Genomic DNA, 21,744 nt, shown 5'->3' with positions numbered 1-21,744 from the left:
AGCTCCCCGTTCCGCGGGGAGCTTTTCATTTTTTTCGAACCCAGGAGAGTTCAATGTTTACTGACCTTGTCGATCTCGTGAAGCATCATCACTTCGGCATGAAGGCCTATGCCCGCGCGGCTGACGCTGCTTTCGAAGCTGCCGCCAAGGGAGGATCGGGCGCTGCCGGATACTTCCTTCTCGGGACAGTCGCACAGCAAATCTACGATTCGAATTACAGCCTTCCTGTGACATCCGCCGAGGCGGAGCGGATCTTCGAGACCTTCCAGAAGTATGTGCACGCCCTTTCTTCAGAGCGGGATGGAGATTTCGGTCGCGAGATCGCAGCTCTAAACGGTACCGCGCAGCTCATTGCTCGCGATAGCCTAGTATCCGACGAACCCGTTTTAGTTTGAAAAAAGCAAAACGTACACCCTCGAATATTTGAATGTTTGCGAGGTCGGGACGCAGCTAACGTGTCGCTTACGTTACACGTCGAGGAGGAGAAGACGGTGGAGGAAATGACGAAGCAAGAGAGGATCGAAAACGATCCGCTCGGGGAAGTGTGTGTGCCGCAGGAAGCATACTTCGGAGCGCAAACGGCTCGCGCGCTGGCCAACTTCCCTATTTCGGGCGTGACGATCGGGGAACTTCCCCATCTCGTTCGAGCTCTGACGCATGTGAAGATGGCCGCAGCGAAGGCCAACTGCGACGCAGGCGAGCTCTCGCCTGAAAAAAGGGACGCGATAGTTCTCGCCTGCGAGGAAATTCTGGCTGGCGGACATGATCGGGAGTTCGTCGTCGATGTCTTTCAAGGCGGTGCCGGCACCTCGACAAACATGAATCTCAACGAGGTAATTGCTAACCGCGCAAGCGAACTGCTGGGCGGCAACAGAGGGGCCGGGCGCCTGGTCCACTCGAACGACGATGTCAACCGATCGCAGTCGACGAATGATGCATATGCGACCGCAGTGCGTCTCTCAGTGATACCAGCCACCAGAAGCCTTCAAGATGCGCTGTCCGTGCTTGCACGAACTCTCGCAGGCAAAGCGTCTGATTTTGCAGACGTCGATAAGCTTGGGCGAACTCAGCTACAAGATGCCGTTCCAATGACCTTGGGTCAGGAATTCGCCGCCTTCTCGGCAACGCTTTTTGAGGATGTCGATCGGCTTCGCGAAGCGGAGAAGCTCTTTCTTGAGGTGAACCTCGGTGGAACAGCTATCGGCTCTGGCGTTGCCGCCTCCAATGGCTACCGAAGCCGCGTATTGGAATATCTTGCGGACAGTACTGGCCTGTCGGTAGTCCCGGCAAAAGATCTGTTCGAGGCTAGCTGGGACATGGGCGCGTTCATGACGCAGATGGGCCTATACAAGAGAAGCGCCGCCAAGCTCTCGAAAATCGCCAACGACTTCCGGCTGCTTTCAAGCGGACCAACTGGCGGGCTTGGGGAGATTATCCTACCCGCCCTTCAGCCTGGTTCGTCCCTCATGCCTGGCAAAGTGAATCCCGTCGCCGCCGAGGCACTGAATCAGGTTTGTTTCTACGTATACGGGCTCGAAGCCACGGTCGCCATGGCGGCGGAAGCAGGTCAGCTTCAGCTGAACGCGATGGAGCCAGTCATTATCTTCAGTCTCCATCAGGCGGCGAACCTTCTCTCAAAGGCGGTACTGGCGTTCACCAATACCTGTGTGGTCGGAGTCGAAGCAAATCGACACCGCTGCGCAGCTAACCTGAAGGGTTCAACTGCCTTCGCTACCGAGCTGGTGAGCACGATGGGATACGAGGCTGCAGCAAAACTCGTAAAGGACAAACTGTCTGAAATTCAGAGCGCCGCCCGCAGCCCATAAGCACTTTTACTTTCGACAAGCTCAAACTGAGATGAGAATTATAGCCGATCGAACGCGAGGCTCGTGGAAGCTATGTTGTTGCTTTGGGGTTAGAATCGTGCTCAGCCAACAGGGATTCGACTGGAATATAGCGACGCGTGCGCCGGCTGTAGTGCTGCCTGATAGGCCTTCGATCGGAACAATTCTACTAGCAAACGACCAGGCGTTCGAGAGTGATTTCCGCCAATTTTTGGGAGATGACACCGACGTTGATTTGTTCGTGACCCGAATACCTATGGCGTCGAAAGTTACTCGGGGCGCCCTTGGAGAGATGCAAAGCCATCTGAATGCCGCCTGCAATGTGCTGGTTCCGGAGCGAACTCTGGATACGATCGCATTTGCATGCACTTCGGGAACCGTCGTGATCGGCGAGGAGATCGTCACGTCAGCGCTGGAGGCCGCTAGGCCTGCTAGCTCGATCGCAACGCCTACAACGTCGGCACTGAAAGCGTTCCTGGCGCTCGGTGTCAGTAGGATATCAATCTTAGCACCGTATCCGTTGGACGTGGCGGATGTCATTCCGGAACATTTCGCATCCAAGGGAATAGCTATCGACAGGTGTACGAGTTTCAATCTCGCTGATGAAGCGGAAATGAACGCTCTTTCTCCACCGGAAATCGTACAGGCTGGTATCGACGCCATTGATCCGGCGAGCGACGCGCTCTTCATCTCCTGCACAGGGTTACGGACCTTTGACGTGATCTCAGTCTTGGAGATGACGCTCGGGCGACCCGTCATCAGCAGCAATCAATGCCTCGCTTGGGATTGTCTGCGGATAAGCGGTGTGAAAGCCAAGCTTCCTGGCCGGGGCAAACTTTTCACTCTTTGATTTGAAGTTGAGGAATATCCTTCAATGACGGTAATAGCGCCTATCAAGCCATCGGCAGTAGTCACCGAAAACCTTTGGGACAAAACGTTCGCTGCCACGCTCTTTCAAAATCTAGCGTTCGCGACCTCCGACGGAGTGGGGATAACGCGCTCCAGCTATGGATCTGGTGAGAGCGTCGCTCTCGACATCGTCCAAGCAACCGCCGTCGATCTGGGCTTGGAGGTCGCGCGAGACGAGGGAGCCAACCTTGTCATCACACTTCAAGGCAGAGAACCCGACTTGCAGTATCTTGCCTGTGGTTCGCATCTGGATTCCGTTCCTCAAGGTGGAAACTTCGATGGCGCTGCCGGCGTGATAGCCGGATTGGCCGTTCTGGCCGATTTCAAAAGGCGAGGTATCACGCCTCGTCGGACCCTGAAGGTCTTCGCTCTGCGGGGAGAGGAGAGCGCTCGTTTTGGTAGAGCCTACGTAGGATCCTCCGCGCTCCTGGGCAAGTTGAAGGAGGCCGACCTCGAGTCTTGCGACAAAGCTGGCAAGTCACTCGCCGACTGCATGTCCGAAGTTGGCGTCAACATGACGAAAGTCAGGAGTGGCAAGCCTCTCATCGACACGGACGACATGTTTGCTTGGATTGAACTCCACATCGAACAAGGACCCGTTTTGGTGGCGCGAGAGGTCCCGGTTGCGGTTGTTACTGGTATCAGAGGAAATGTCCGGCACAAGGCGGTAACGTGTTTCGGTGAAGCAGGGCATTCGGGGGCCGTGCCGGGGTGGCTTCGTCATGATGCCGTATTTGCCACGTCAACGCTGATTGCTCACATTGATCGGCACTGGAAGACCATGGTGGAACGCGGACGCGATCTCGTCGTGACGTGCGGTGTGATAGGCACTGACCCTGCTGAGCACGCCATTGCTAGAATTCCAGGCAAGGTCAACTTCAGCATCGACATCCGCAGCCAAGACCCAGAGACGCTTGAGGCCTTCTATGACATCTTCATATCCGAATGTGCTCTTGTTTCGGAAGAACGTGGTGTGAAATTCGAATTTGATCGGCGAGTGGACTCGGCGCCCGCTTCCTTGGACGGACAGTGGATCAAGGCATTCAAGTCGGCGATCAAAGGTCTCGGCATCTCCGACGAAGCTATTCCAAGCGGCGCAGGGCATGATGCTGCTGTCTTCGCGAATGCTGGTGTTCCGAGCGCGATGCTATTCGTACGAAATCGCAATGGGTCTCATAACCCGGACGAGGCAATGGAGATTGATGATTTCGTTACAGGTGTTGCGGTCATGAGGAAGGTAATTGAGGATGCGGTGCTATGACTGGCTCTGGCTACGACAACCTTTTTGCCGCAGGCATTGATGCCAACTATCAAGCTGTGACGATCACGCGCCCGGACGACTGGCATGTCCATCTTCGCGACGGGGACGTGCTGCGCGCAGTCTTACCATATACCGAAAGGCAGTTCGCGAGAGGCATCATCATGCCTAACCTCGTTCCTCCGGTCACAACCAGTGTAGCGGCAGCTGAGTACCGCACGCGAATCCTGAACGCGCGGTCACCGGGCTCGGACTTTGAACCGCTGATGACCTGTTATCTGACCGATCATACCCACCCTGATGATATCGAGAGAGGCTTTCTGGAGCGGATTTGGGTTGCCGCCAAGCTCTATCCGGCGGGAGCGACGACGAACGCTCATCATGGCGTCACGGATTTGACGAAGCTGGGCGCTGTTTTCGAGCGAATGGAGAGGATTGGGATGCCACTCCTCGTCCACGGGGAGGTTACTGACCCGACCGTCGATATCTTCGACCGGGAGGCAGTCTTCATGGAACAGATCATGCAGCCTCTCCTACGACGACACGCTGGCCTGAAGGTCGTTGCCGAGCATGTGACGACTGAGGAGGCAGTCGAACTCGTGCTTGCAAATCAAGGGCGAATGGCGGGTTCGGTAACTCCACATCACTTGATGATCAATCGCACGCACCTCTTCCAGGGAGGATTGCGCCCGCACCTTTACTGTCTCCCGGTCGCAAAGCGCGAGCGCCATCGTCAGGCTCTCCGTCGCGCGGTCTCCTCTGGTGCGCCCTGCTTCTTCATGGGAACCGACACGGCGCCACACAAGCGGTCTTTGAAAGAAGCCGCCTGCGGGTGCGCGGGAATGTTTGTGGCTGCCACCGCTTTGCAGACGTACGTGCAGGTTTTCGATGAAGAAGGAGCTCTCCAGCATTTCAATGCTTTCGCTTCCGAAAACGGGCCAACATTCTATGGCCTTCCCATCAATAAGGGGACACTTCAGTTGATCAGGAAGCCGAGCACGGTGATTGGCGCTGTTCCTCTCGACGTTGATGAGATCGAAGTGTTCAGGGGAGGCGAGACTTTGGCCTGGTCCGTAGGTGCCGTCAGCACCTAGCCTTCGTAGCTATATAGTAGGGAAGTGAGAGCGCGCGGTTGATGCCGCGCGCTTCGCCGTTTGAGGGTCCGCTGATCAGTTTGCGAGCGGGTAGGTGGCTTAGCCGGGTTTAGTTTCGAGTATCTCAAACTTTTGGCCCCATCAATTTGGATGTAAATCCCTAATGGTCGTGGTATCGTCACGAACAATAAATAAAGGGAACGAAAACATGCACTTAATCGACGGTGTGCATCCATAGCGGCCTAGCCGCTTGTCAATGAACGATCTAATGATCGGCAATCACTTTCAACAATCCGTGTGACGTTCAAGAACTCCAACATGGGAGCGGCTAGAGCGAAAGCATGAGTTTGCCCTCGATTCTAAGTTAGGAAGCCCGAATGAACGCTCCGACGCATCTATCAGTGAAGACGATCTCCCCGACAGGGCAGGCTATAGTTACCGATTTCCCTGGAAGATTGGCTCGGGCTGCCGAAAATCAGATCGAGTTTCGTGGGATAGAAAAGCGGTACGGTCATCACACGGTTTTGTCCGATCTTACGCTCAATGTCGCCAAGGGCGAAAAGATCTCGCTGATCGGACCCAGCGGGTCGGGCAAGACGACGGTACTCCGGATCCTGATGACCCTGGAAACGATCCAAGGCGGTTCAGTCTGGGTCGATGGCATGCCCCTGTGGCACCAGGAGAAAAACGGTACCCTCGTAAGTGCCTCCGAGAAATACTTGAGGCAGCGCCGTGCGAAAATCGGGATGGTGTTTCAGCACTTCAATCTTTTTCCGCACATGACGGCGCTTGAAAACATTTCCCAGCCACCGAGGATAGTTCTTGGACAAGACCGCGCGGAGGCGGAGGCGCAAGCGTTCGAACTCCTCGACATGGTCGGTCTTCGCGAGCGCGCCCACCATTACCCATCGCAATTGTCGGGCGGTCAGAAGCAGCGCGTTGCAATTGCGCGGGCATTGGCAATGAAGCCAGAGATCATGCTCTTCGATGAGATTACCTCGGCCCTCGATCCTGAGCTTGTCGAGGAAGTCCTGAACGTGCTTCGCGAGATCGGCAGGACGTCGGACATGACCATGTTGCTCGTCACCCACGAGATGACTTTCGCGAAGGAGTTCTCGGACCGGGTGTTTTTCATGGACGGCGGCCGGATTGTGGAGGAAGGGCCGCCGGATCAGCTGTTCTCCGCTCCCACGAACGATAGAACGAAAACGTTCCTCAAGAAGATCATCGCCGCCGGCCAACGGATCTGAGCGAGGAAGCTATGGTTCATTTTCAGACTTTCTTGCCGATGCTGCTCGATGGACTTCTAACAACCATCGAAATCACGCTCGCTTCAGCGATCATTGCTGTCCTCGCTGCCGTACTCTGTGGTATCGCGCGATATGCCGGATGGTGGCCTGTCAGGCTCCTGGTGGGGATATACGTGGAGATATTCCGCGGCACATCATGTTACGTGCAGCTTTTCTGGGCGTTCTTCGTTCTTCCGCTCTTCGGCTTGACGCTCAGCCCGTTTGTCGCCGCGGTGACGATTATCGGACTTAACGTCGGAAGCTACGGCTCAGAGGTGGTTCGAGGCGCGCTCAAAGCAGTGCCACGTGGTCAGTGGGAGGCCTGTCGCGCTCTCAATTATTCCACGTGGGATCGCTATCGATACGTGATTGTCCCGCAAGCGATGAGGCTAGCTCTGCCACCTATGGCAAACCTGATGGTCGATCTACTCAAGATCACGCCGATGGTGTCGCTCGTCACAATCTCGGATTTGACTTATCAGGCAATGGTGGTGCGTCAGCAAACTGGTAGCAGCTTTGCGACCTTCATGGCGATTCTTGTCGTCTACTTCGTCCTGTCGTCGCTGATTATCTCGCTGTTCAAACGACTCGAAGTCCACTTTGCCAAGGGCGCAGACATGCTCGTTTCCACGAAGGAGGCGTTTGCCGCATGACCTTTGACCTCAACTTCACGATAGAAATTCTGCCTGAGCTCCTGCGGGGCTTCTGGATGACGATCAAGGCGACCGTGGGCGGATCCGTTCTCGCGCTGGTTCTTGGATTAGTCTTCGCACTGCTCCGGCGTTCCCCTACAGCGTGGTTACGCACGGGTTCACTTGCCGTCTCCGAATTTCTTCGCCGCACTCCGCTTCTGGTCCAATTGTTTTTCATCTTCTATGTGCTTCCGGAAGCTGGGATCATCATTCCAGCTATCTGGGCGGGGATCCTTGCCCTGGGGCTGCACTCGTCAGCTTACATGGCCGAGGTGTATCGGGCAGGTATCGACGCCGTGCCCAAGGGCCAGTGGGAGGCCGCACTCGCGCTGAATTACAGCCCGGCCAGAACCTGGCGCAACATCATTCTGCCCCAAGCCATTCCACCGATGGTACCCGCGCTCGGCAACTATGTCGTGCTCATGTTCAAGGAAACGGCATTGCTTGCGGTCATCACCGTCCCAGAAGCGATGAATGCGGCAAGAGACATCGGCAACTCGACATACCAATACCTTGAGCCTGTCACGACGGTGGGCGTCCTTTATCTGATCATCAGCATTCCAGTCGTGTTCGCATTGAGAGCAATCGAAAAGAGAACCCATCAGGAAGCTGTGTGAATCCTCTAATCCGCGCACTTTTGCCACGGGTGCACGGATTCTTGTCGGTGGCGGAAGGAACTAAGTAAATGGGGAATAAGAGAATAATTCTGTCTGCCCTGGCCGCAGTTGCTGCAATCGCAACAGTTGGCACGCCCGCATTCGCAGACGAGTCGCTTGAGCGGCTTCAGAAGGCGGGCTTCGTCCAGATTGGGATCGCGCCAGAGCCACCGTATGCGATTGTGGGGTCTGATGGCGTACTCACGGGAGCAGACCCGGATATCTCGAGAGAGGTGTTCAAGAACCTCGGGGTCAAGGACATCAAGGCAAACGTTGTCGATTGGGGAGCGTTGATTCCGGGCTTGATTGCCGGGCGTTTCGACGAAGTCGCAACGGGCCTTTTCATCAGACCTGAACGCTGCAAAGCGGTTTCGTTTTCGCAGCCGCTTCTGTGTACCCGAGAAGGCTTCCTCGTGAAGAAGGGCAATCCACTCGGACTTCACAGCTACGCAGACATAGCATCCAAGGGAGCAAGGATGTCCACCGTCGGCGGCGGAGCTGAAGAAAAGCAAGCGTTGGCAGTTGGGGTTTCCCGGGACAACGTGATGGCAGTCAACGATATCTTCAATTCCGTCGAGTTGCTCAAGAGCGGACGCGTTGACGTGATTGGCTTCCCGGACGTCACGCTTCGTGCTGCGCTTCAGCGTGTCGGTGGCGACGATTTTGAGCTGGTCTCTGATCTCGCTGGTGAGCCGATCCAATGCGCTGCTGCGGCCTTCAAGAAATCAGACGTGGGCCTGCGCGATGCGTTTGACAGAGAAGTTGAAAAGCTGAAACAGTCCGGTAAATTCAACGAAATTCTCGCAAAATACAGCTTCGACCCGTCTCTCGCCCAAAACACCACGCGAGATGCGCTCTGCCAAGCGAAGTAGCACGAGCGGCTCTCGCCGTTTCCGAAATATCCGCCACCGGCAGGCTAGATCTCTGCGGGTGGCGGCACGCTGTTGAGAAGGAGATGCAATTTTGATTGAGCGCGCGATCGGATACCTCGTTTGCCGGGATGCAAAACATCCTGATGAAATCGCAAATGAGCTACCTTCGGGAAAGGTTCTTCTCGTCGTCGTATCCGTAGGCATCATCATGACTGGCATTTTTGTTATTGCAGGATATGCCTAGTTTGTCGTCGATAGGCATGGCGAGAGCATATGTTCGACGTGTGCGAGTCGACGATAGGGCAAAAGGCGTAAATCTCGTCGCTTGCTGCCGGTACAAATCGAGGACCTGACTGCCGTTTGGCTTGCGTTTAAGGGTCGCTTTGAGAATCTGCTGACTGTTGCTTTAATCGCTCAACACGGTGATCCCATTCAGCCATAGCCTTTTGCGACAAGCGGCCTTACTCCCTAGCAATAGTGTACTGAAGGGACGCGGATTTGAAGAGTTTTCGAGGATAGCTGCTGCTTTGTCCACGGACGCTTGAATGCAAAGTTAGACTACCTTTGTAAAACGCGAACTGCTACGATCCGCCTATGTTTCCTTTAGGAAGCGAGACCTTGCGATGAAACTGGATAAACGGTCGTTTCTTTCAGCCACAGCGATCACTATCGCGAGCTTCATTCTTGCGAGAGGTAGAGAGGTGTCTGCAGCGAATACGCCGTCTGGTCTGACCGTCGTCGTGCTGCCGTTCCGTCAGAGCTCGGATTCAAACAAAGCGTACATTGCCGACGGTATCTCGGACGATTTAAGAACGGTTCTTGCCCGCGCACCCGAACTCACCGTCATGGCACGCAATTTTTCGACCGAGAACGAGGAGCAACTTGAAGGGTACGATGGTTACCTTGTCGAGGGCTCCGTCCAAACCAAGGACGATCGAATTTCGGTGAACGCCACCATCAAGCGATCCGGATCTGATGCAGAACTTTGGAAGCGAAGCTTCGACGGGCGTTGGTCTGACATTTTCTCACTGCAACAGCAGCTCGCGAAAGAGATCATCGATCGACTGCATTTGGTGAAGAGTTCGGCGCCGCTTTCCTACGGTGATCATACAGGAATGCTTCTGGTCGATGACACCGCAGGCGCTTCTGCGTCGCATGGGACTTTTGCCTTGATCCAGTCATCTCGTCTGCCTCAGGCGGTCGTCCCGCAGAAAATGGCGGAAAGACCGACGATTACCCCAGCTTCCTACGCCTCGTTTCTACGAGGCCGCGAGCTTGAGCGGATTGGTACAATGGAAAGTCTGAAGGCGGCCCAAGGCTTCTATCGGGACGCAGTAAGTCAATCTCCATCGTTTTCGCGAGCTGAAGCGCAACTGGGCGGGATCAGTTGCACAATGAGTTTAATCGCTCCTGGCCAAGGTGGCGATGGCAACGCTTCTTTTATGGAGGAGCGTAACACGCATCTCTCGAGGGCTAGTGCCTATCCCACCGTTGCCTACTACCAGCTCCTTTCGGACATCTTCATCTTCCAAGGAAAAGCTGATCTGGCAGTTTCAGCGCTTGAGGACGCAGTTCGCATTGATCCGAGCGAGCCGAAGAGCTTAGACCAACTGAGCGAAGCGTTGACTTATGCTGGAAGGCCGACCGAAGCTCTTGCAAGAATTGGCGAGGCTGATCGTATCGATCCTGGCGGCCAAAAATCCTTCAGATCGTTTGCGAAAGGCCTCGCGCACTTTTCACTGATGGACTTCCCACAAACAGCGACTGAGCTCTTGGATGTTGCGCCGGATACGCGCGGTGTAAGTGGGAATTCAGTCTACCTACAAGCGCTTATTCTTCAGATTGCGGTCGCTGGTCATCTTGGTCGAGCTGGTGATATCAGTCGTATCAAATCGGTTCTGGCCGACGAGCTATCCAAACAACATATTGATCGTGGATTGAACGGACAGCTTGCCCAGAGGCTCTTTCCATATCGCGATGCTCCCGATGCTGCGAGGCTTCTGGAGGGGCTGCGCGCGGCCGGAATACCTGAACTAGCGTTCGACTTCGATCCCCGTTCAACTCAGCGAATGTCGGGTCCGGAAATGCAGAGCCTGCTGTTTGGAAAAACGGTCGAAGGTCACTACGGCCCAACGGGGGAGTTGTATCGACGCGAGGTTGACCTAGACGGAACTACGACCGTCACGTTTCCAACGTGGTCTGACACTGGCATTAGCCAAATCGAAGGCGGCGCGCTCTGCACCGCTTTTACCACGGACAGCAGAATGTGCTCTGTCGTATTTCGAAATGAAGGTGGGAACTACAATGACCGCAACGAGTATGTGATCTTTCATGACCGAAGCATGTCGTATTTCTCAGTCCTTAAATAGCAGAGCAGCCTTGCTAACTCTTGCTGCCTCAACCCGGAAGATGAAAGCTTGGTGATCCTCGCAAGAATGGAGGTGGGACAGGGCTTTTCAACTTGACGATGGGACGACATGCGTAACGCTGGTCTGCGGTCTTCCCCTGGCAAGCAATCTCTGTAGTGTTCGTCGGTGCATGTTCAGTTGTCGCGCCGTCTTCATGACGTTCTGTCCGGAACTCTCGAAAATCGTTGTGATATGTTGCCAACGGACAACCTCGGGGGAGCAAAAGTGATCGTCTTCCGGCCCGCCCATGTACTCTTGCAACCCCACTACATGCATTATCATCTCGATTTCAGCGGGCTTCGGTAGAAACTCGGTGGCACCTACCTTGATGGCGGCAACAGCCGAGTTCACGCTGCCGAACGCCGTCAAGACCAGAATGCTGCCGGCTCGGGACGTACCGCGTACCGCCTCTATCATTGGAAGGCTCGACTCGCCACCCAACCAGAGTTCAGTAACGACTATGTCGATGTGCACCAATCGCAACATTTCCAATGCGTCTTGAGGGTTGGTGCAAATCCGAACCTGAAATCCGCGATTTAAGAATGCACTGCCGAGCGTTCGCGCGAACCGAACGTCTTCATCGACGATCAAGACGATTGGCACGGTCGCCGGAAGCCGCAGGCCGGGTTGTGATATCTTTTCGGTGACCATGTTGCCCCTCCTAGTCGATACCTCGCTACTGGGGATATCTTGCGGGAGAGTTCCGGCAACGTCATGTACGCGAATGCCCTCCGTTGTAGGAGATGACCATCGAGAAGCTCGGTGTGTGTGATGCCGCGGGCAGAGTTGTTTCAGCCGTTGCCCGGCTCAGCCGATGCGATACGTCGAGACCGGGCGGCGGCCTCTATTTCGACTTGGCGCACAAGTCTTTCCAAGTCCCCCCGATCGATATCAAATGCCTCATTCAAGGTTGCGAGCGCGGCATCGACGTCGCCTGGCTCGAAATCGAAATGTTGGGCCGGGACCGGATCGGATGTGACTTGTGTGCTGTTGGCCGCGGCGGCGACGTGAGGGTAGTTATGTCGAAACGAGCGATGGAACGCCAAGCCTACGGCAACAAGTATGCAGGAGTTCAGAGCTACGGGAACGAATGGAAACAGCATACCCCAACTGGCTATCACTGGCCCTCCCAGTACGGCCGTCAGCGCAGCAGCACCTCCCGGTGGATGCAGGCACCTCGTGAACGACATTGCCGCGATAGCGAGAGACACACCGACCCCGGTCGCGATTATTGGATCGGCTATGAGTTTGGCGGTGATAACGCCCATGATCGCCGAGATCGTGTTGCCGCCGATAATCGACCACGGCTGCGCAAGCGGGCTGGATGGTACGGCGAACAGCAAGACCGCGGAAGCACCCATCGGTGCCACTATAAACGGCAGATACGGTCCTTGACCGAAAATCCAACCAGAGATCAACCCCGTCACCGCGATGGCGATCAGCGCGCCGACGCAGCCAAGCAATCTGTCTCTTAGGTTTGCGCCTGCAAGGATGGGGTGAAACCAGCGCGATGGCGAAACGCTTTTCTTGCCGTTGTTCAAATCAATCATGGTGGGCCGCGAGCACGGTGCCGTTCTGGTGAAGGTCCTCCCTGGCCGCGGTTCCAGCTGCGGCCAGGGTGTTGGAAAAGTGCGGGAGAATTCCGTACGGACCCCAGACCACGAATGCCGTCGGCCCATAATTCTTCAATGCAAAGAAGCGGTAGTCCCCCGGCGCTCCGGCAGGACGCTCCATGTCGTAAGTCCTGATGTCCTTCTCGATTTCGGTCCCTGTCCGGCGCTCGATGTGGAAGGTTTTGGCCTGGTGATGGCTGAAAAACGGCATGTCCCAAATACGGCCGCGGTCATCGACGTATCCGAAACAGTAATTGGAATTGCCCTCAAGGCGAATGATTTTAGCCATGCTGGAGCCTGTGCACTCTCGTCATCGGGGCGGAGTTTGCGGTGACGGAGCACCGAGACGGATGTCGATCGTCGAGTGGTTCATAGCGCATTCCTTTTGCGGGATTTGGAGCGAAGCGGGCTCAGACACCGCGAACTCGGAGCGTCGTATCACGCAGCGCTGCGGGGCAATTGTGCAAAACGACCATTTGATGCGGCAAGCGCGGTCGGCCCATCGTCAAGAAGATAGGCTCAGGTCGGCCTTTGGTCCGGTACGAAGAGGGGCGGCAGCTTTGGAATGCTGGAAGCGCGATCGATAAGCATTGGGCGTTACGCCGATTGTCTTGGCGAAGACCCGGCGCATGCTATTGACGTCACCGAAGCCGCATTTGTTGGCAATGCGGGCCAAGGGCTGGGTCGTATCCTCGAGCATCCGTCGAGCCGCGTCGGTGCGGGCCGCGGCGACGAATTCGGATGGCGTCACACCGAGCTCCCGGCTGAAGACACGACTGAAATTGCGCGTGCTCATCCCCACTTCCTGGGCAAGCTGCTCGACGGCCAGCGGCAGCATTAGGTTGGAAATGATATACTCCTGCGCCTTCTGAACCAGGGTCGTCTCGGACATCTGGCCTACGAGGTGAGCGCTGAATTGAGATTGTCCACCGGGCCGCTTCATGAACATGACCATGTACCGGGCGACGATCATTGCGATATCGTGCCCGTGGTCTTCCTCGACGAGCGCGAGAGCGAGGTCGATCCCCGACGTGACGCCAGCAGCGGTTATGAGCTTTCCGTCGCGGATGTAGATGGAATCGGCATCGAGTTCGATCGAGGGGTAGTCGCGTCGAAATTTGGCAGCGCATTCCCAGTGGGTTGTCACACGCTTGCCGTCCAGAAGGCCCGCGGCGGCGAGCAGGAAGACACCCGTACAGATCGACCCGAAGCGCCTGACTGTCGGTACGCGTCTTTGAAGCCATGCAATCGTCTTGGGGTCGATTGCCAGGAAGGACGGGTCGCCCGCCACGAGTAGGGTGTCGATCGGCTCGTCCGGATCGTCGATCGTACAGTCGGCGACGAAGCGCAGATTACCTGTGCCAGCGATGGTATCGTCTCCGGTCGACATTACCTTGATATCGTACGCTGTCCTATCACCCAATCTGCGGGCCGCTTCCCAAAATACTTCCGCGGGGCCGACGATGTCGAGAGATTGCACTCCCGGTGGGGATAGGATCACGATGCGCATGGATGCCTCTTTGTCACGGTCGGTCCGTCATGCAAGAATGCAGCCAGACGACCGCGTGGCCAAGACGCGGCGGATCTGACGGCTATTCAGGTGGAAGTTTTGCCGGGCTCCAACTGGCCCGGCAAGGATTTTCGAATCTGTGGCTATATCGAACACGCTACGGTGCCGCCTGAGGGCGTTCATGCAGGGCGACTTCGTAGGCATTTCACCCGCCAACGTCTTGAACGCGAGTCGATGGACGAGGCAGTTGCCGCCGTTCGAGGCCGCGAACTGCACGGCATCTATGTCGTCGCGCCAGGGTGGAGGAGGGGCGATCCCCGATTTCACACCACCCCATCCTTCCCGGCTAGGCACGGGCAGGCCGACGTGCTGCCCTTCCCGTTGACAGGAAGTGCTCGCAGAGCCAGCCGAAGCCCAGACCGAGCGTGCCCCACATGAGAACCTGCGCGGCCATCGACGCCACGCGGAACTTCCATAGCAAGACGGCCGGGAAGGCCTCGGGGACTTCGTTGATCCCGGGAAGCATCAAGCCCGCAAACGCGACAACGGCGAGATATACGGCAGACACGATCAGCGTGGCGTTCCATGCTCCCCACTTCGCGACCAGCCCGCCTCGAAGCCTGGCGGCGAAAATCATGCTGATGACGGAGATCACGATCATCCCGAAATAGAGCTCTGTTCGGATTCCGATCGTGTCTGGGTTGCCTACGGACGGCGGATTAGCAGGGTATTTTAGGCTGGGCACAAGGTAGACAGAGATGAAGCCCGTCAGCGCTACCAACCCGGAGGACGACCGAGCCGAAAGTCCGCCGCCGAAGCGGCCGAACGTGAGAGCAAAGGCGAGAGCGAAGAGACCACCGAATGCCATCGAATACACCACCGTAGCGGTCAGCAGGCCCCAACTTGCCTGTGCCGAGCGGCTTACTAGCTCAGGTTCCTCTTCCGGTATGGGCATGCCTTTGGCGACTTCAACCTGCTCCTTTGCTTCATCCATCTGGGTCTCGAACGCTATAGCCCTGTCGACCTCAGGTTCACCGTAGACCTTGAGGAAGCAGAACGTGAGCAACCCGGCGACGATGCCGACTATCATGCCTCTGACGAGCAAATCTCTGATCATAGAAGTGGCCTCTTAGTGGCAGGGGAAACCCAGCAGGTGGCGACCGTCATGAACGAATTCATGGACATACATCCCGCGGACGATCGAGGTCGCACCTTCTTCGGCGCCGATGAAGTTGATCGCCAAGAGGCACAGCACGCCCGAGAAGATTGCCCAAGGCAGCAGCTCGCGAAGAGGGATCGGCCCTGCGGCAGTTCCGGCATTTGCGTAGATCGAGATAGACATTGTGGGCTCCTGATGGATGAAGCGACGAGGCTCAGGCGGCGAATACAGCCTTGATCTCGTCTGGATGAATGATTCCGGCTTTTACGACGGCCCGTTCAAGGGCCGTCAGGAACTGCTCGTAGTAGTTCCAGGTCGAGCGATCGACGGGGTGGAGGTCCTCCCAATGCTTTATTTCCGCGATGAGTTCATCGCGGAAATCGTCCCACTCGAAATAGCCGTTCTTGGCGAGAGCCAGTGCTATCCCGAAGGACGAGCGCTCCCATTCCGAGCCGAAGCAAAGTGTGCCATTTGCCCGGGGCGGATTGTCGGTTTGCCCCATCATTTCCGTGACGGCGAAGTGTTCGAAGCGGGTCAGCATCTTTTGCTCCTCAGGCGGCCTTTGCCACTGCGACGCCCATCATGGCCTCAGGCGTGACCAAGGCTTGGAGTTCGATCTCGGTCATATCCTCAGTTCCCAGCGGGCGTTCAGGAATGACGAACCAGCGGATCTGGGCGCTCGAGTCCCAGACCTTGATCTCGATCGGGTCGGCGACGTCGACGCCGAACTCCCTCAGCACTGCGCGCGGCTCGCGTGCGGCGCGGCTGCGGAAGGTGGGGTCCTTGTACCAGTACGGCGGAAGTCCGAGGACGGGCCATGGGTAGCATGAGCACAAGGTGCAGATTACGAGGTTGTGCGCGTCCGGGGTGTTGGCAACGGCACGCATGTGTTCGCCTTCAGCGCCAGCCATCCCGTCCGGGAGATCGAGTTCCGCGATCGCCTTGGGAGTATCCTGGATGAGGCGGGCCTTGAATGCAGGGTCGACCCAGGCCCGAGCGACGATCTTGGCTCCGTTGAACGGTCCCATCTTCGTCTCGAAGAACTCCAGGACGGTGTCCACGGTCTTGTCGGTTATGACGCCCTTCTTGATGAGCAGGGCCTCGAGTGCCTTGACGCGGGCAGCGCTGTAGCGTTCGCGATCCTCGCGGTATTCGAAACGGTTCTCGACAGTTGGCTTCTTGGAATCTGACATGGTCATGCGGCCTTCGTTGCTGCGACCGGAGCCTCGATGTAAGCGGAGAACAGGTCGGCATATAAACTGAAGTTGGTTTCGGTGTTGTGCGGCCAGAGGTCACTGGGTTCGAAGCGGACGCAGTAAACTGGCATCGCGGGGCCGACACCGTCGGTTCCGGTGTCGCAGAGGTAGGTGTACGCGCCTTCGTAAACCGTCTCGACCGTGCCGACCTTTCCGCGGAGGAAGCCCGGAAGGCGGGTGTGCTCCACGGAGGGCACGGTGCGTATGGAGACCTTCTGTCCCAGATCGAATTCGAAATTCACCCTAACGTCGCGCTTGGGATCGTCGCCTTCGACGAGATACGTCACAACGCGCTCGTCAATTTCCGCCGCGCCCGCGCTCGGTAGCGGCAGGTCCGGATCGGCGTAGTACTCCTCCGTCAGTGCGTCGAGTTCTTCGGCGCTGATGTATCCCTTCTCGATGAAGTATCCCGAGATACCGCCAAGCCATTTCTCGTAGTATCGGTATTTGAAATAGTCGAACGGGTTGAGGGATTCCGCGCCTTTCCGGAGATCGGCCCACGTCCATACGGTGTTGAAGGACGATGCCGTCTTTGGAAGAGGCAGTTGGCTCGACAGGGCCATCATGGCGGTGTGGATGCCGAAGATGCGGGTTTCCCACTGTTCGACGAAAACTCTTGTTTCCGTGCTCACTGGTCCAAGGCCTTCCAAGCCGCCCAGATAGTGCTGAAGTTTCATTGAACTGTTCCCTTTTCTTATTGGCTCAGGCGAGCGCCGGACGGCCCGACTTCAGCAGCTGCGTGCCGTACTGCGAGATCAATCCGAAAATGCCGCCAAGCAGCATTGCTGCCATGGCCGTTATGGTCGGCTGGTGGATGCCAGGCGTGAGGACCGTCGTCTGAGTTGCCGCCGCGGTGCCGACGAGTGAAGCGAAGCCGAAAACAATAGCTGGAGGGAAATCCAGGATCCTGAGAGCGGAGGTCAGGATCATGGCCGACGTGCCAGCGCCGACGAAAATCGCCGCATAGACGGGATGATCGGGGCTCATCTGAATCAGAAGCAGCGCCAGCGATGCGACGATGATGCCAGTCCAGTTTGAGATGACGGATTTCAGAAAGCCCTGTGCACCGCCGCCGCAAGCGAAAAACGACGCCCAGGCGATGAATGTGACCCAGACGGGGAGTGGAAGGATGGTGGCAGTGATGTAGGTGTCGATTGCTCCGAGAACGCCGAGGCAGACCGTAGATGCGATGAGCGGGGGCATGGAGAAGTCCTTTACATGGCTGGTGGGAGAGGGGTTACGAGGCAATGGCTCGCGGCGGTGCCAGGCAGGATTGCAGACCTGCCCGTAGTTCGTCGGCATTGAGATTGCGTCCAATGAAGACAATGTCGCTTTTGCGGGTCTCTGTCGGAGACCAAGGTTTGCCCGGACGGCCCTCCAGGATCATGTGGACGCCGTGGAAGACAGAGCGGCGGACTTCCTCGTGGAAGTAGAGGACACCCTTCATCCGGAAGAGGTCCTTGCCCTTCTTTTGAACAAGGCGGTTCAGCCAACCGTTCAAGAGGTTCGGATCGAGCGGAGTCGTTTCCCGGATGGCGACGCAGCCGATGCTGGCATCGTGTTCATGGTCGTGCTCTTCGAGCAGGTCCGGCTCGATGGCGAGAATTTTCTTCAGGTCGAAAGCGCCGACGTCGATGATGTAGTTCAAATCGACATTTGCGGACGTAGTGCTGAGGATCGGAGCCAAAGGATTGAACTGGCGGAGGCGTTTCATTGTCCGTTGCAGGTGCTCCGCGCTGACGAGATCGATCTTGTTCAGGATCAGCACGTCGGCAAAGCCGATCTGCTCCACGGCTTCGTCTTGCAGGAGCTGATCACCGACATGGTAGGCGTCCACGACGGTGACGATGGCGTCGATAGCCAGCCTGGCGGCCAAGGTCTCGTCGAGGATGAATGTCTGGATGACCGGAGCTGGGTCCGCGAGGCCGGATGTCTCTATGACGATACGGTCGATCTGCCTTCCCGAGGCCAGGATATCCTTCAGCGCTTTGACTAGATCATCGCGCACCGTGCAGCAGATGCAGCCATTGTTCAGCTCGACGATTTCCTCCTGGGTGTCGACGACCAGCATACCGTCAATCCCGACGTCGCCGTATTCGTTGACAATCACCGCAATCTTCTCGCGATTGCCGTTGAGAAGATGGTTCAGGAGCGTGGTTTTGCCCGAGCCGAGAAACCCGGTGAGAATGGTGATCGGTATCTTGTGCATAGTATTCTCCGCTTCAGGCAAAGCTTCGCCGATCGCGTGAGAAGCGCGTTTTGGTATCGGTCAAATTTTGCTTTCAGTTTTTTCTGCCGGGGACCGTCTTGGTCGGTATGTCAAAAGCATTACAGCGATAATTTGCTGCACAGCAATGCGACGGCCACAGCAGATTCGGCCAAAGAGCAGCGGTTTTCGGCCATTTTTCTGGCTCTTATTGCGCATTCCTAATTGTTGTGCATGGGGCCTAAATATTAGACATGGATGGCTTATTTTGATCGCACGGTCGATTGCACACACTTTGTGCAACTTGAACATAGCGTTGCGATTGCCGTTGACGGAAGGAGGGGTTCGGCTTTGTCCACGCCGACGTCGACGACAATAGGATTCAATGAAACGTAGCTTCATCCAATACCGGACAATGCCAACTCTGGTTTTCTCGCCCTCACTTTCACGGTGAAGAGGGTGAGACAATGGAATACAAAGGTCCCAGGAAGAAGCTGACCACCGCGTCCGGTGCTCCGGTTCCCGATAACTACAACATCGAGACGGCAGGTCGCCGCGGTCCGGCACTGCTGCAAGACGTCTGGCTTATTGAGAAGCTGGCTCACTTCGACCGCGAAGTTATCCCCGAGCGGCGGATGCACGCCAAGGGTTCGGGTGCGCACGGCACATTTACCGTTACCCATGATATCACCAAGTACACGAAGGCAATGATCTTCAATACGGTGGGCAAGAAGACGCCGATGTTCGCCCGCTTCTCCACCGTTGCCGGAGAACGTGGTGCCGCCGACGCCGAGCGCGATATCCGGGGATTCGCCCTGAAGTTCTACACGGAGCAGGGCAACTGGGACTTGGTCGGCAACAACACCCCGGTCTTCTTCTTCCGCGACCCGCTCCGTTTTTCGGACCTCAACCACGCGATCAAGCGCGATCCGCGCACAGGAATGCGAAGCGCCCAGAGCAACTGGGACTTCTGGACGCTTCTTCCGGAAGCGCTCCATCAGGTCACCATCGTTATGAGCGAACGCGGCCTGCCTGCGAATTTTCGGCAGATGCACGGGTTTGGCAGCCATACCTACAGCATGATCAATGCGGCGAACGAGCGGCACTGGGTCAAGTTCACGATGAAGACCCAGCAGGGCATCAAGAACCTGAGCGACGAGGACGCCACGACGCTGATCGGTACGGATCGCGAAAGCCACATGCGTGATCTTTTCGAGAACATCGAGGCCGGGAATTTCCCGAAGTGGACGATGTATATCCAGGTCATGACCGAACAGCAGGCTGCGACCCATCCGGTCAATCCCTTCGATCTGACGAAGGTCTGGCCTCACGCGGACTACCCGCTGATCGAAGTCGGCGAATTCGAGCTCAACCGCAATCCCGACAATTGGTTCGCGGAAGTCGAGCAGTCCTCTTTCGCACCGTCGCATGTCGTTCCCGGCATCAGCTTCTCTCCGGACAAGATGCTGCAGGCCCGTCTCTTCTCCTACAACGATGCCGCACGCTACCGCCTTGGCGTCAACCACCACCAGATTCCGGTCAACGCCCCTAAATGTCCATTTCATTCGTATCACCGCGATGGCGCGATGCGCGTGGACGGCAACATGGGGGCGACCGCGAGCTACGTTCCGAACTCGCTCCAGGAATGGGACGACCAGCCGGACTTCAGCGAGCCGCCGCTGCCGATTGAAGGCACGGCCGCCCACTGGGACCACCGCGTCGACGACGACCACTACGAGCAACCCGGGAATCTGTTCCGTAAGATGAACCCGATGCAACAGCAGCTGCTGTTCGACAACACCGCCAGAGCCATGTCCGGCACTACGGTGGAAGTCCAAGAACGTCATATCAACAACTGCACCAAAGCCGATCCTGCCTACGGAGCAGGTGTGGCCAAGGCGCTCGGCTTCGGCACAAAGCAGGCCGCAGAATAAGGAGCTACCATGAGCGAGACACCTAAGGTAATCGCCGGCATCAAGATGCCGGACAGCGCAATGGCCAAGGCCGCGACCGAGCTGGTCCGCGATACCGAGACCGAAATGGTCTACAACCACTCTAACCGCGTGTTCCTGTTTGGAGCGCTGACGGGCGAGCGGAAGGGGATCAAGTACGATCCGGAACTGCTCTTTATCGGAGCTATCTTCCATGACATGGGTCTGTTCGACAGCTATGCCAGCGAAACGGATCGTTTCGAAGTCGATGGTGCGAACGCGGCCAAGAACTTCCTCAAGTCCTACGACGTTCCCGAACGCGACGTGGACGACGTCTGGGATTCGATCGCCCTCCACACCACTCCCGGCGTGCCTGAACATAAGCGCCCCACCGTCGCGCTCGTGACGACAGGTGTCGAAATGGACGTGCTTGGCATCAAATACAAGGAGTTCACGGACAGCCAGCGCGAAGAAGTCTGCAATTGCTTCCCGCGTGGCCTCAAGTTCAAGCACAGCATTCTGTCCGCGTTCTGCTACGGCACGATCAGAAAGCCTGAGACCACATTCGGAAACGTTAAGGCCGACGTTCTCAGCTACATGGACCCGACCTACAAGCGCGGCAATTTCGTCGACATGATCCTGGGCTCTGACTGGGAAAGCTAATCCGGGACTAACTCGGTCAGCTGAGCGCGGCTTCCTCCAAGGCCGCGCTCTTTTCGTGTCTAGTCGAGAAATGAGGGAAGGCTAGGGCCTACCCTGCAAGTAAGCATCAGCGTGCGACCGTTCGGCTTGCAAGCAAGGCGATTGTCCGGATTGGAGTATCATGGGTACACAGAGCGTTGGTTCGTCGCATCGCCATCCGCCAGCACCCGTGGCGGGAAGTTTTCCGCTGGCGCTATTATTGAGCTGCGCTGGCGGCTACCTGGATGCCTTTACCTGGGTCGGTCATGGCGAAGTCTTTGCGAACGCCCAAACAGGGAACGTCGTACTGTTAAAGCGTGTCGCATCTATTCAGCCTCATATCCTGCTGCCTTGAAGAAGTTTCGG

The 21,744-nt window shown here is 56.8% G+C and carries 23 protein-coding genes and 1 pseudogene; 13 read left to right on the top strand and 11 right to left on the bottom strand.

All coding sequences use genetic code 11. The features are described 5' to 3' along the window. Nucleotides 1-53 precede the first annotated feature (53 nt). The 10 genes from ACODTZ_RS31260 to ACODTZ_RS31215 all read left to right on the top strand — a co-directional run bounded on the left by ACODTZ_RS31260 (nucleotide 54) and on the right by ACODTZ_RS31215 (nucleotide 10,983). Nucleotides 54-395, top strand: coding sequence for a hypothetical protein (locus tag ACODTZ_RS31260; RefSeq protein WP_489030580.1), 342 nt, complete (start codon nucleotides 54-56; stop codon nucleotides 393-395). A 105-nt stretch (nucleotides 396-500) separates the two neighbouring features. Further along, the gene (locus tag ACODTZ_RS31255; protein ID WP_489030659.1) at nucleotides 501-1,826 is read left to right on the top strand and encodes an aspartate ammonia-lyase; all 1,326 of its coding nucleotides are present in this window, start codon (nucleotides 501-503) and stop codon (nucleotides 1,824-1,826) included. Nucleotides 1,827-1,923: 97 nt separating this feature from the next. Continuing rightward, nucleotides 1,924-2,694 carry an aspartate racemase/maleate isomerase family protein gene (locus ACODTZ_RS31250; protein ID WP_489030578.1) on the top strand — a complete coding sequence of 257 codons (771 nt, stop codon included), beginning with the start codon at nucleotides 1,924-1,926 and terminating at the stop codon, nucleotides 2,692-2,694. Nucleotides 2,695-2,718: 24 nt separating this feature from the next. Further along, the gene (locus ACODTZ_RS31245) at nucleotides 2,719-4,014 is read left to right on the top strand and encodes a Zn-dependent hydrolase (RefSeq protein ID WP_489030576.1); all 1,296 of its coding nucleotides are present in this window, start codon (nucleotides 2,719-2,721) and stop codon (nucleotides 4,012-4,014) included. After that, entirely contained in the window at nucleotides 4,011-5,105 is a 1,095-nt protein-coding gene (pyrC, locus tag ACODTZ_RS31240) for a dihydroorotase (protein ID WP_489030574.1), read from the top strand. The genes ACODTZ_RS31245 and pyrC overlap by 4 nt, the downstream gene beginning before the upstream one ends. Before the next feature lie 479 nt (nucleotides 5,106-5,584). Next, nucleotides 5,585-6,355 carry an ectoine/hydroxyectoine ABC transporter ATP-binding protein EhuA gene (gene ehuA / locus ACODTZ_RS31235; protein WP_489030657.1) on the top strand — a complete coding sequence of 257 codons (771 nt, stop codon included), beginning with the start codon at nucleotides 5,585-5,587 and terminating at the stop codon, nucleotides 6,353-6,355. Between the two features lie 11 nt (nucleotides 6,356-6,366). Further along, nucleotides 6,367-7,047 carry an ectoine/hydroxyectoine ABC transporter permease subunit EhuC gene (gene ehuC / locus ACODTZ_RS31230; RefSeq protein WP_489030572.1) on the top strand — a complete coding sequence of 227 codons (681 nt, stop codon included), beginning with the start codon at nucleotides 6,367-6,369 and terminating at the stop codon, nucleotides 7,045-7,047. Beyond that, nucleotides 7,044-7,703: an ectoine/hydroxyectoine ABC transporter permease subunit EhuD gene (ehuD, locus tag ACODTZ_RS31225; protein ID WP_489030570.1), complete on the top strand. Its 660-nt coding sequence runs from the start codon at nucleotides 7,044-7,046 to the stop codon at nucleotides 7,701-7,703. The genes ehuC and ehuD overlap by 4 nt, the downstream gene beginning before the upstream one ends. 68 nt (nucleotides 7,704-7,771) lie before the next feature. Beyond that, complete coding sequence (gene ehuB / locus ACODTZ_RS31220; RefSeq protein ID WP_489030568.1) at nucleotides 7,772-8,614, top strand: ectoine/hydroxyectoine ABC transporter substrate-binding protein EhuB; 843 nt, start codon at nucleotides 7,772-7,774, stop codon at nucleotides 8,612-8,614. 623 nt (nucleotides 8,615-9,237) lie between these two features. Then, nucleotides 9,238-10,983, top strand: coding sequence for a hypothetical protein (locus tag ACODTZ_RS31215; protein ID WP_489030567.1), 1,746 nt, complete (start codon nucleotides 9,238-9,240; stop codon nucleotides 10,981-10,983). Nucleotides 10,984-11,070: 87 nt separating this feature from the next. On the opposite strand, the gene ACODTZ_RS31210 is transcribed toward ACODTZ_RS31215, so the two are convergent. The 11 genes and pseudogenes from ACODTZ_RS31210 to ACODTZ_RS31160 all read right to left on the bottom strand — a co-directional run bounded on the left by ACODTZ_RS31210 (nucleotide 11,071) and on the right by ACODTZ_RS31160 (nucleotide 18,769). Next, nucleotides 11,071-11,673 (bottom strand): response regulator transcription factor, encoded by a 603-nt coding sequence (locus tag ACODTZ_RS31210; protein ID WP_489030565.1) that lies wholly within the window; start codon nucleotides 11,671-11,673, stop codon nucleotides 11,071-11,073. A gap of 176 nt (nucleotides 11,674-11,849) precedes the next feature. Further along, nucleotides 11,850-12,572 (bottom strand): annotated as a pseudogene (locus ACODTZ_RS31205) (HPP family protein); the annotation flags it as partial. Continuing rightward, the gene (locus ACODTZ_RS31200) at nucleotides 12,565-12,924 is read right to left on the bottom strand and encodes a hypothetical protein (RefSeq protein WP_489030563.1); all 360 of its coding nucleotides are present in this window, start codon (nucleotides 12,922-12,924) and stop codon (nucleotides 12,565-12,567) included. The pseudogene ACODTZ_RS31205 and the gene ACODTZ_RS31200, both read right to left, overlap by 8 nt. A gap of 216 nt (nucleotides 12,925-13,140) precedes the next feature. Next, nucleotides 13,141-14,145, bottom strand: a complete 1,005-nt coding sequence (locus ACODTZ_RS31195) for a GlxA family transcriptional regulator (protein WP_489030561.1) — start codon at nucleotides 14,143-14,145, stop codon at nucleotides 13,141-13,143. A gap of 346 nt (nucleotides 14,146-14,491) precedes the next feature. After that, nucleotides 14,492-15,262: a CbtA family protein gene (locus tag ACODTZ_RS31190; RefSeq protein ID WP_489030559.1), complete on the bottom strand. Its 771-nt coding sequence runs from the start codon at nucleotides 15,260-15,262 to the stop codon at nucleotides 14,492-14,494. A 12-nt stretch (nucleotides 15,263-15,274) separates the two neighbouring features. Continuing rightward, nucleotides 15,275-15,487, bottom strand: a complete 213-nt coding sequence (locus ACODTZ_RS31185; protein WP_489030557.1) for a CbtB domain-containing protein — start codon at nucleotides 15,485-15,487, stop codon at nucleotides 15,275-15,277. Nucleotides 15,488-15,518: 31 nt separating this feature from the next. Then, the gene (locus ACODTZ_RS31180; protein WP_489030555.1) at nucleotides 15,519-15,845 is read right to left on the bottom strand and encodes a nitrile hydratase accessory protein; all 327 of its coding nucleotides are present in this window, start codon (nucleotides 15,843-15,845) and stop codon (nucleotides 15,519-15,521) included. Nucleotides 15,846-15,855: 10 nt separating this feature from the next. Further along, a complete protein-coding gene (gene nthA / locus ACODTZ_RS31175) occupies nucleotides 15,856-16,497 on the bottom strand; it encodes a nitrile hydratase subunit alpha (protein ID WP_489030655.1) in 642 nt (213 codons plus the stop codon). Between the two features lie 2 nt (nucleotides 16,498-16,499). Then, nucleotides 16,500-17,237, bottom strand: a complete 738-nt coding sequence (nthB, locus tag ACODTZ_RS31170) for a nitrile hydratase subunit beta (RefSeq protein ID WP_489030554.1) — start codon at nucleotides 17,235-17,237, stop codon at nucleotides 16,500-16,502. 25 nt (nucleotides 17,238-17,262) lie between these two features. Continuing rightward, nucleotides 17,263-17,763, bottom strand: a complete 501-nt coding sequence (locus ACODTZ_RS31165; RefSeq protein WP_489030552.1) for a DUF1097 domain-containing protein — start codon at nucleotides 17,761-17,763, stop codon at nucleotides 17,263-17,265. Between the two features lie 34 nt (nucleotides 17,764-17,797). Then, nucleotides 17,798-18,769, bottom strand: a complete 972-nt coding sequence (locus ACODTZ_RS31160) for a CobW family GTP-binding protein (RefSeq protein WP_489030550.1) — start codon at nucleotides 18,767-18,769, stop codon at nucleotides 17,798-17,800. Nucleotides 18,770-19,233: 464 nt separating this feature from the next. Between ACODTZ_RS31160 and ACODTZ_RS31155 the strand changes: the two genes are divergently transcribed. The 3 genes from ACODTZ_RS31155 to ACODTZ_RS31145 all read left to right on the top strand — a co-directional run bounded on the left by ACODTZ_RS31155 (nucleotide 19,234) and on the right by ACODTZ_RS31145 (nucleotide 21,733). Then, nucleotides 19,234-20,700, top strand: coding sequence for a catalase (locus tag ACODTZ_RS31155; RefSeq protein WP_489030548.1), 1,467 nt, complete (start codon nucleotides 19,234-19,236; stop codon nucleotides 20,698-20,700). Between the two features lie 9 nt (nucleotides 20,701-20,709). Continuing rightward, the gene (locus tag ACODTZ_RS31150; RefSeq protein ID WP_489030546.1) at nucleotides 20,710-21,360 is read left to right on the top strand and encodes an HD domain-containing protein; all 651 of its coding nucleotides are present in this window, start codon (nucleotides 20,710-20,712) and stop codon (nucleotides 21,358-21,360) included. Between the two features lie 160 nt (nucleotides 21,361-21,520). Beyond that, a complete protein-coding gene (locus ACODTZ_RS31145; RefSeq protein WP_489030544.1) occupies nucleotides 21,521-21,733 on the top strand; it encodes a DUF1275 family protein in 213 nt (70 codons plus the stop codon). The last annotated feature ends 11 nt before the right edge of the window (nucleotides 21,734-21,744 follow it).

It is taken from the genome of Rhizobium sp. FG113, assembly GCF_057809895.1.
This window is presented reverse-complemented; position numbering and strand designations above follow the sequence as displayed.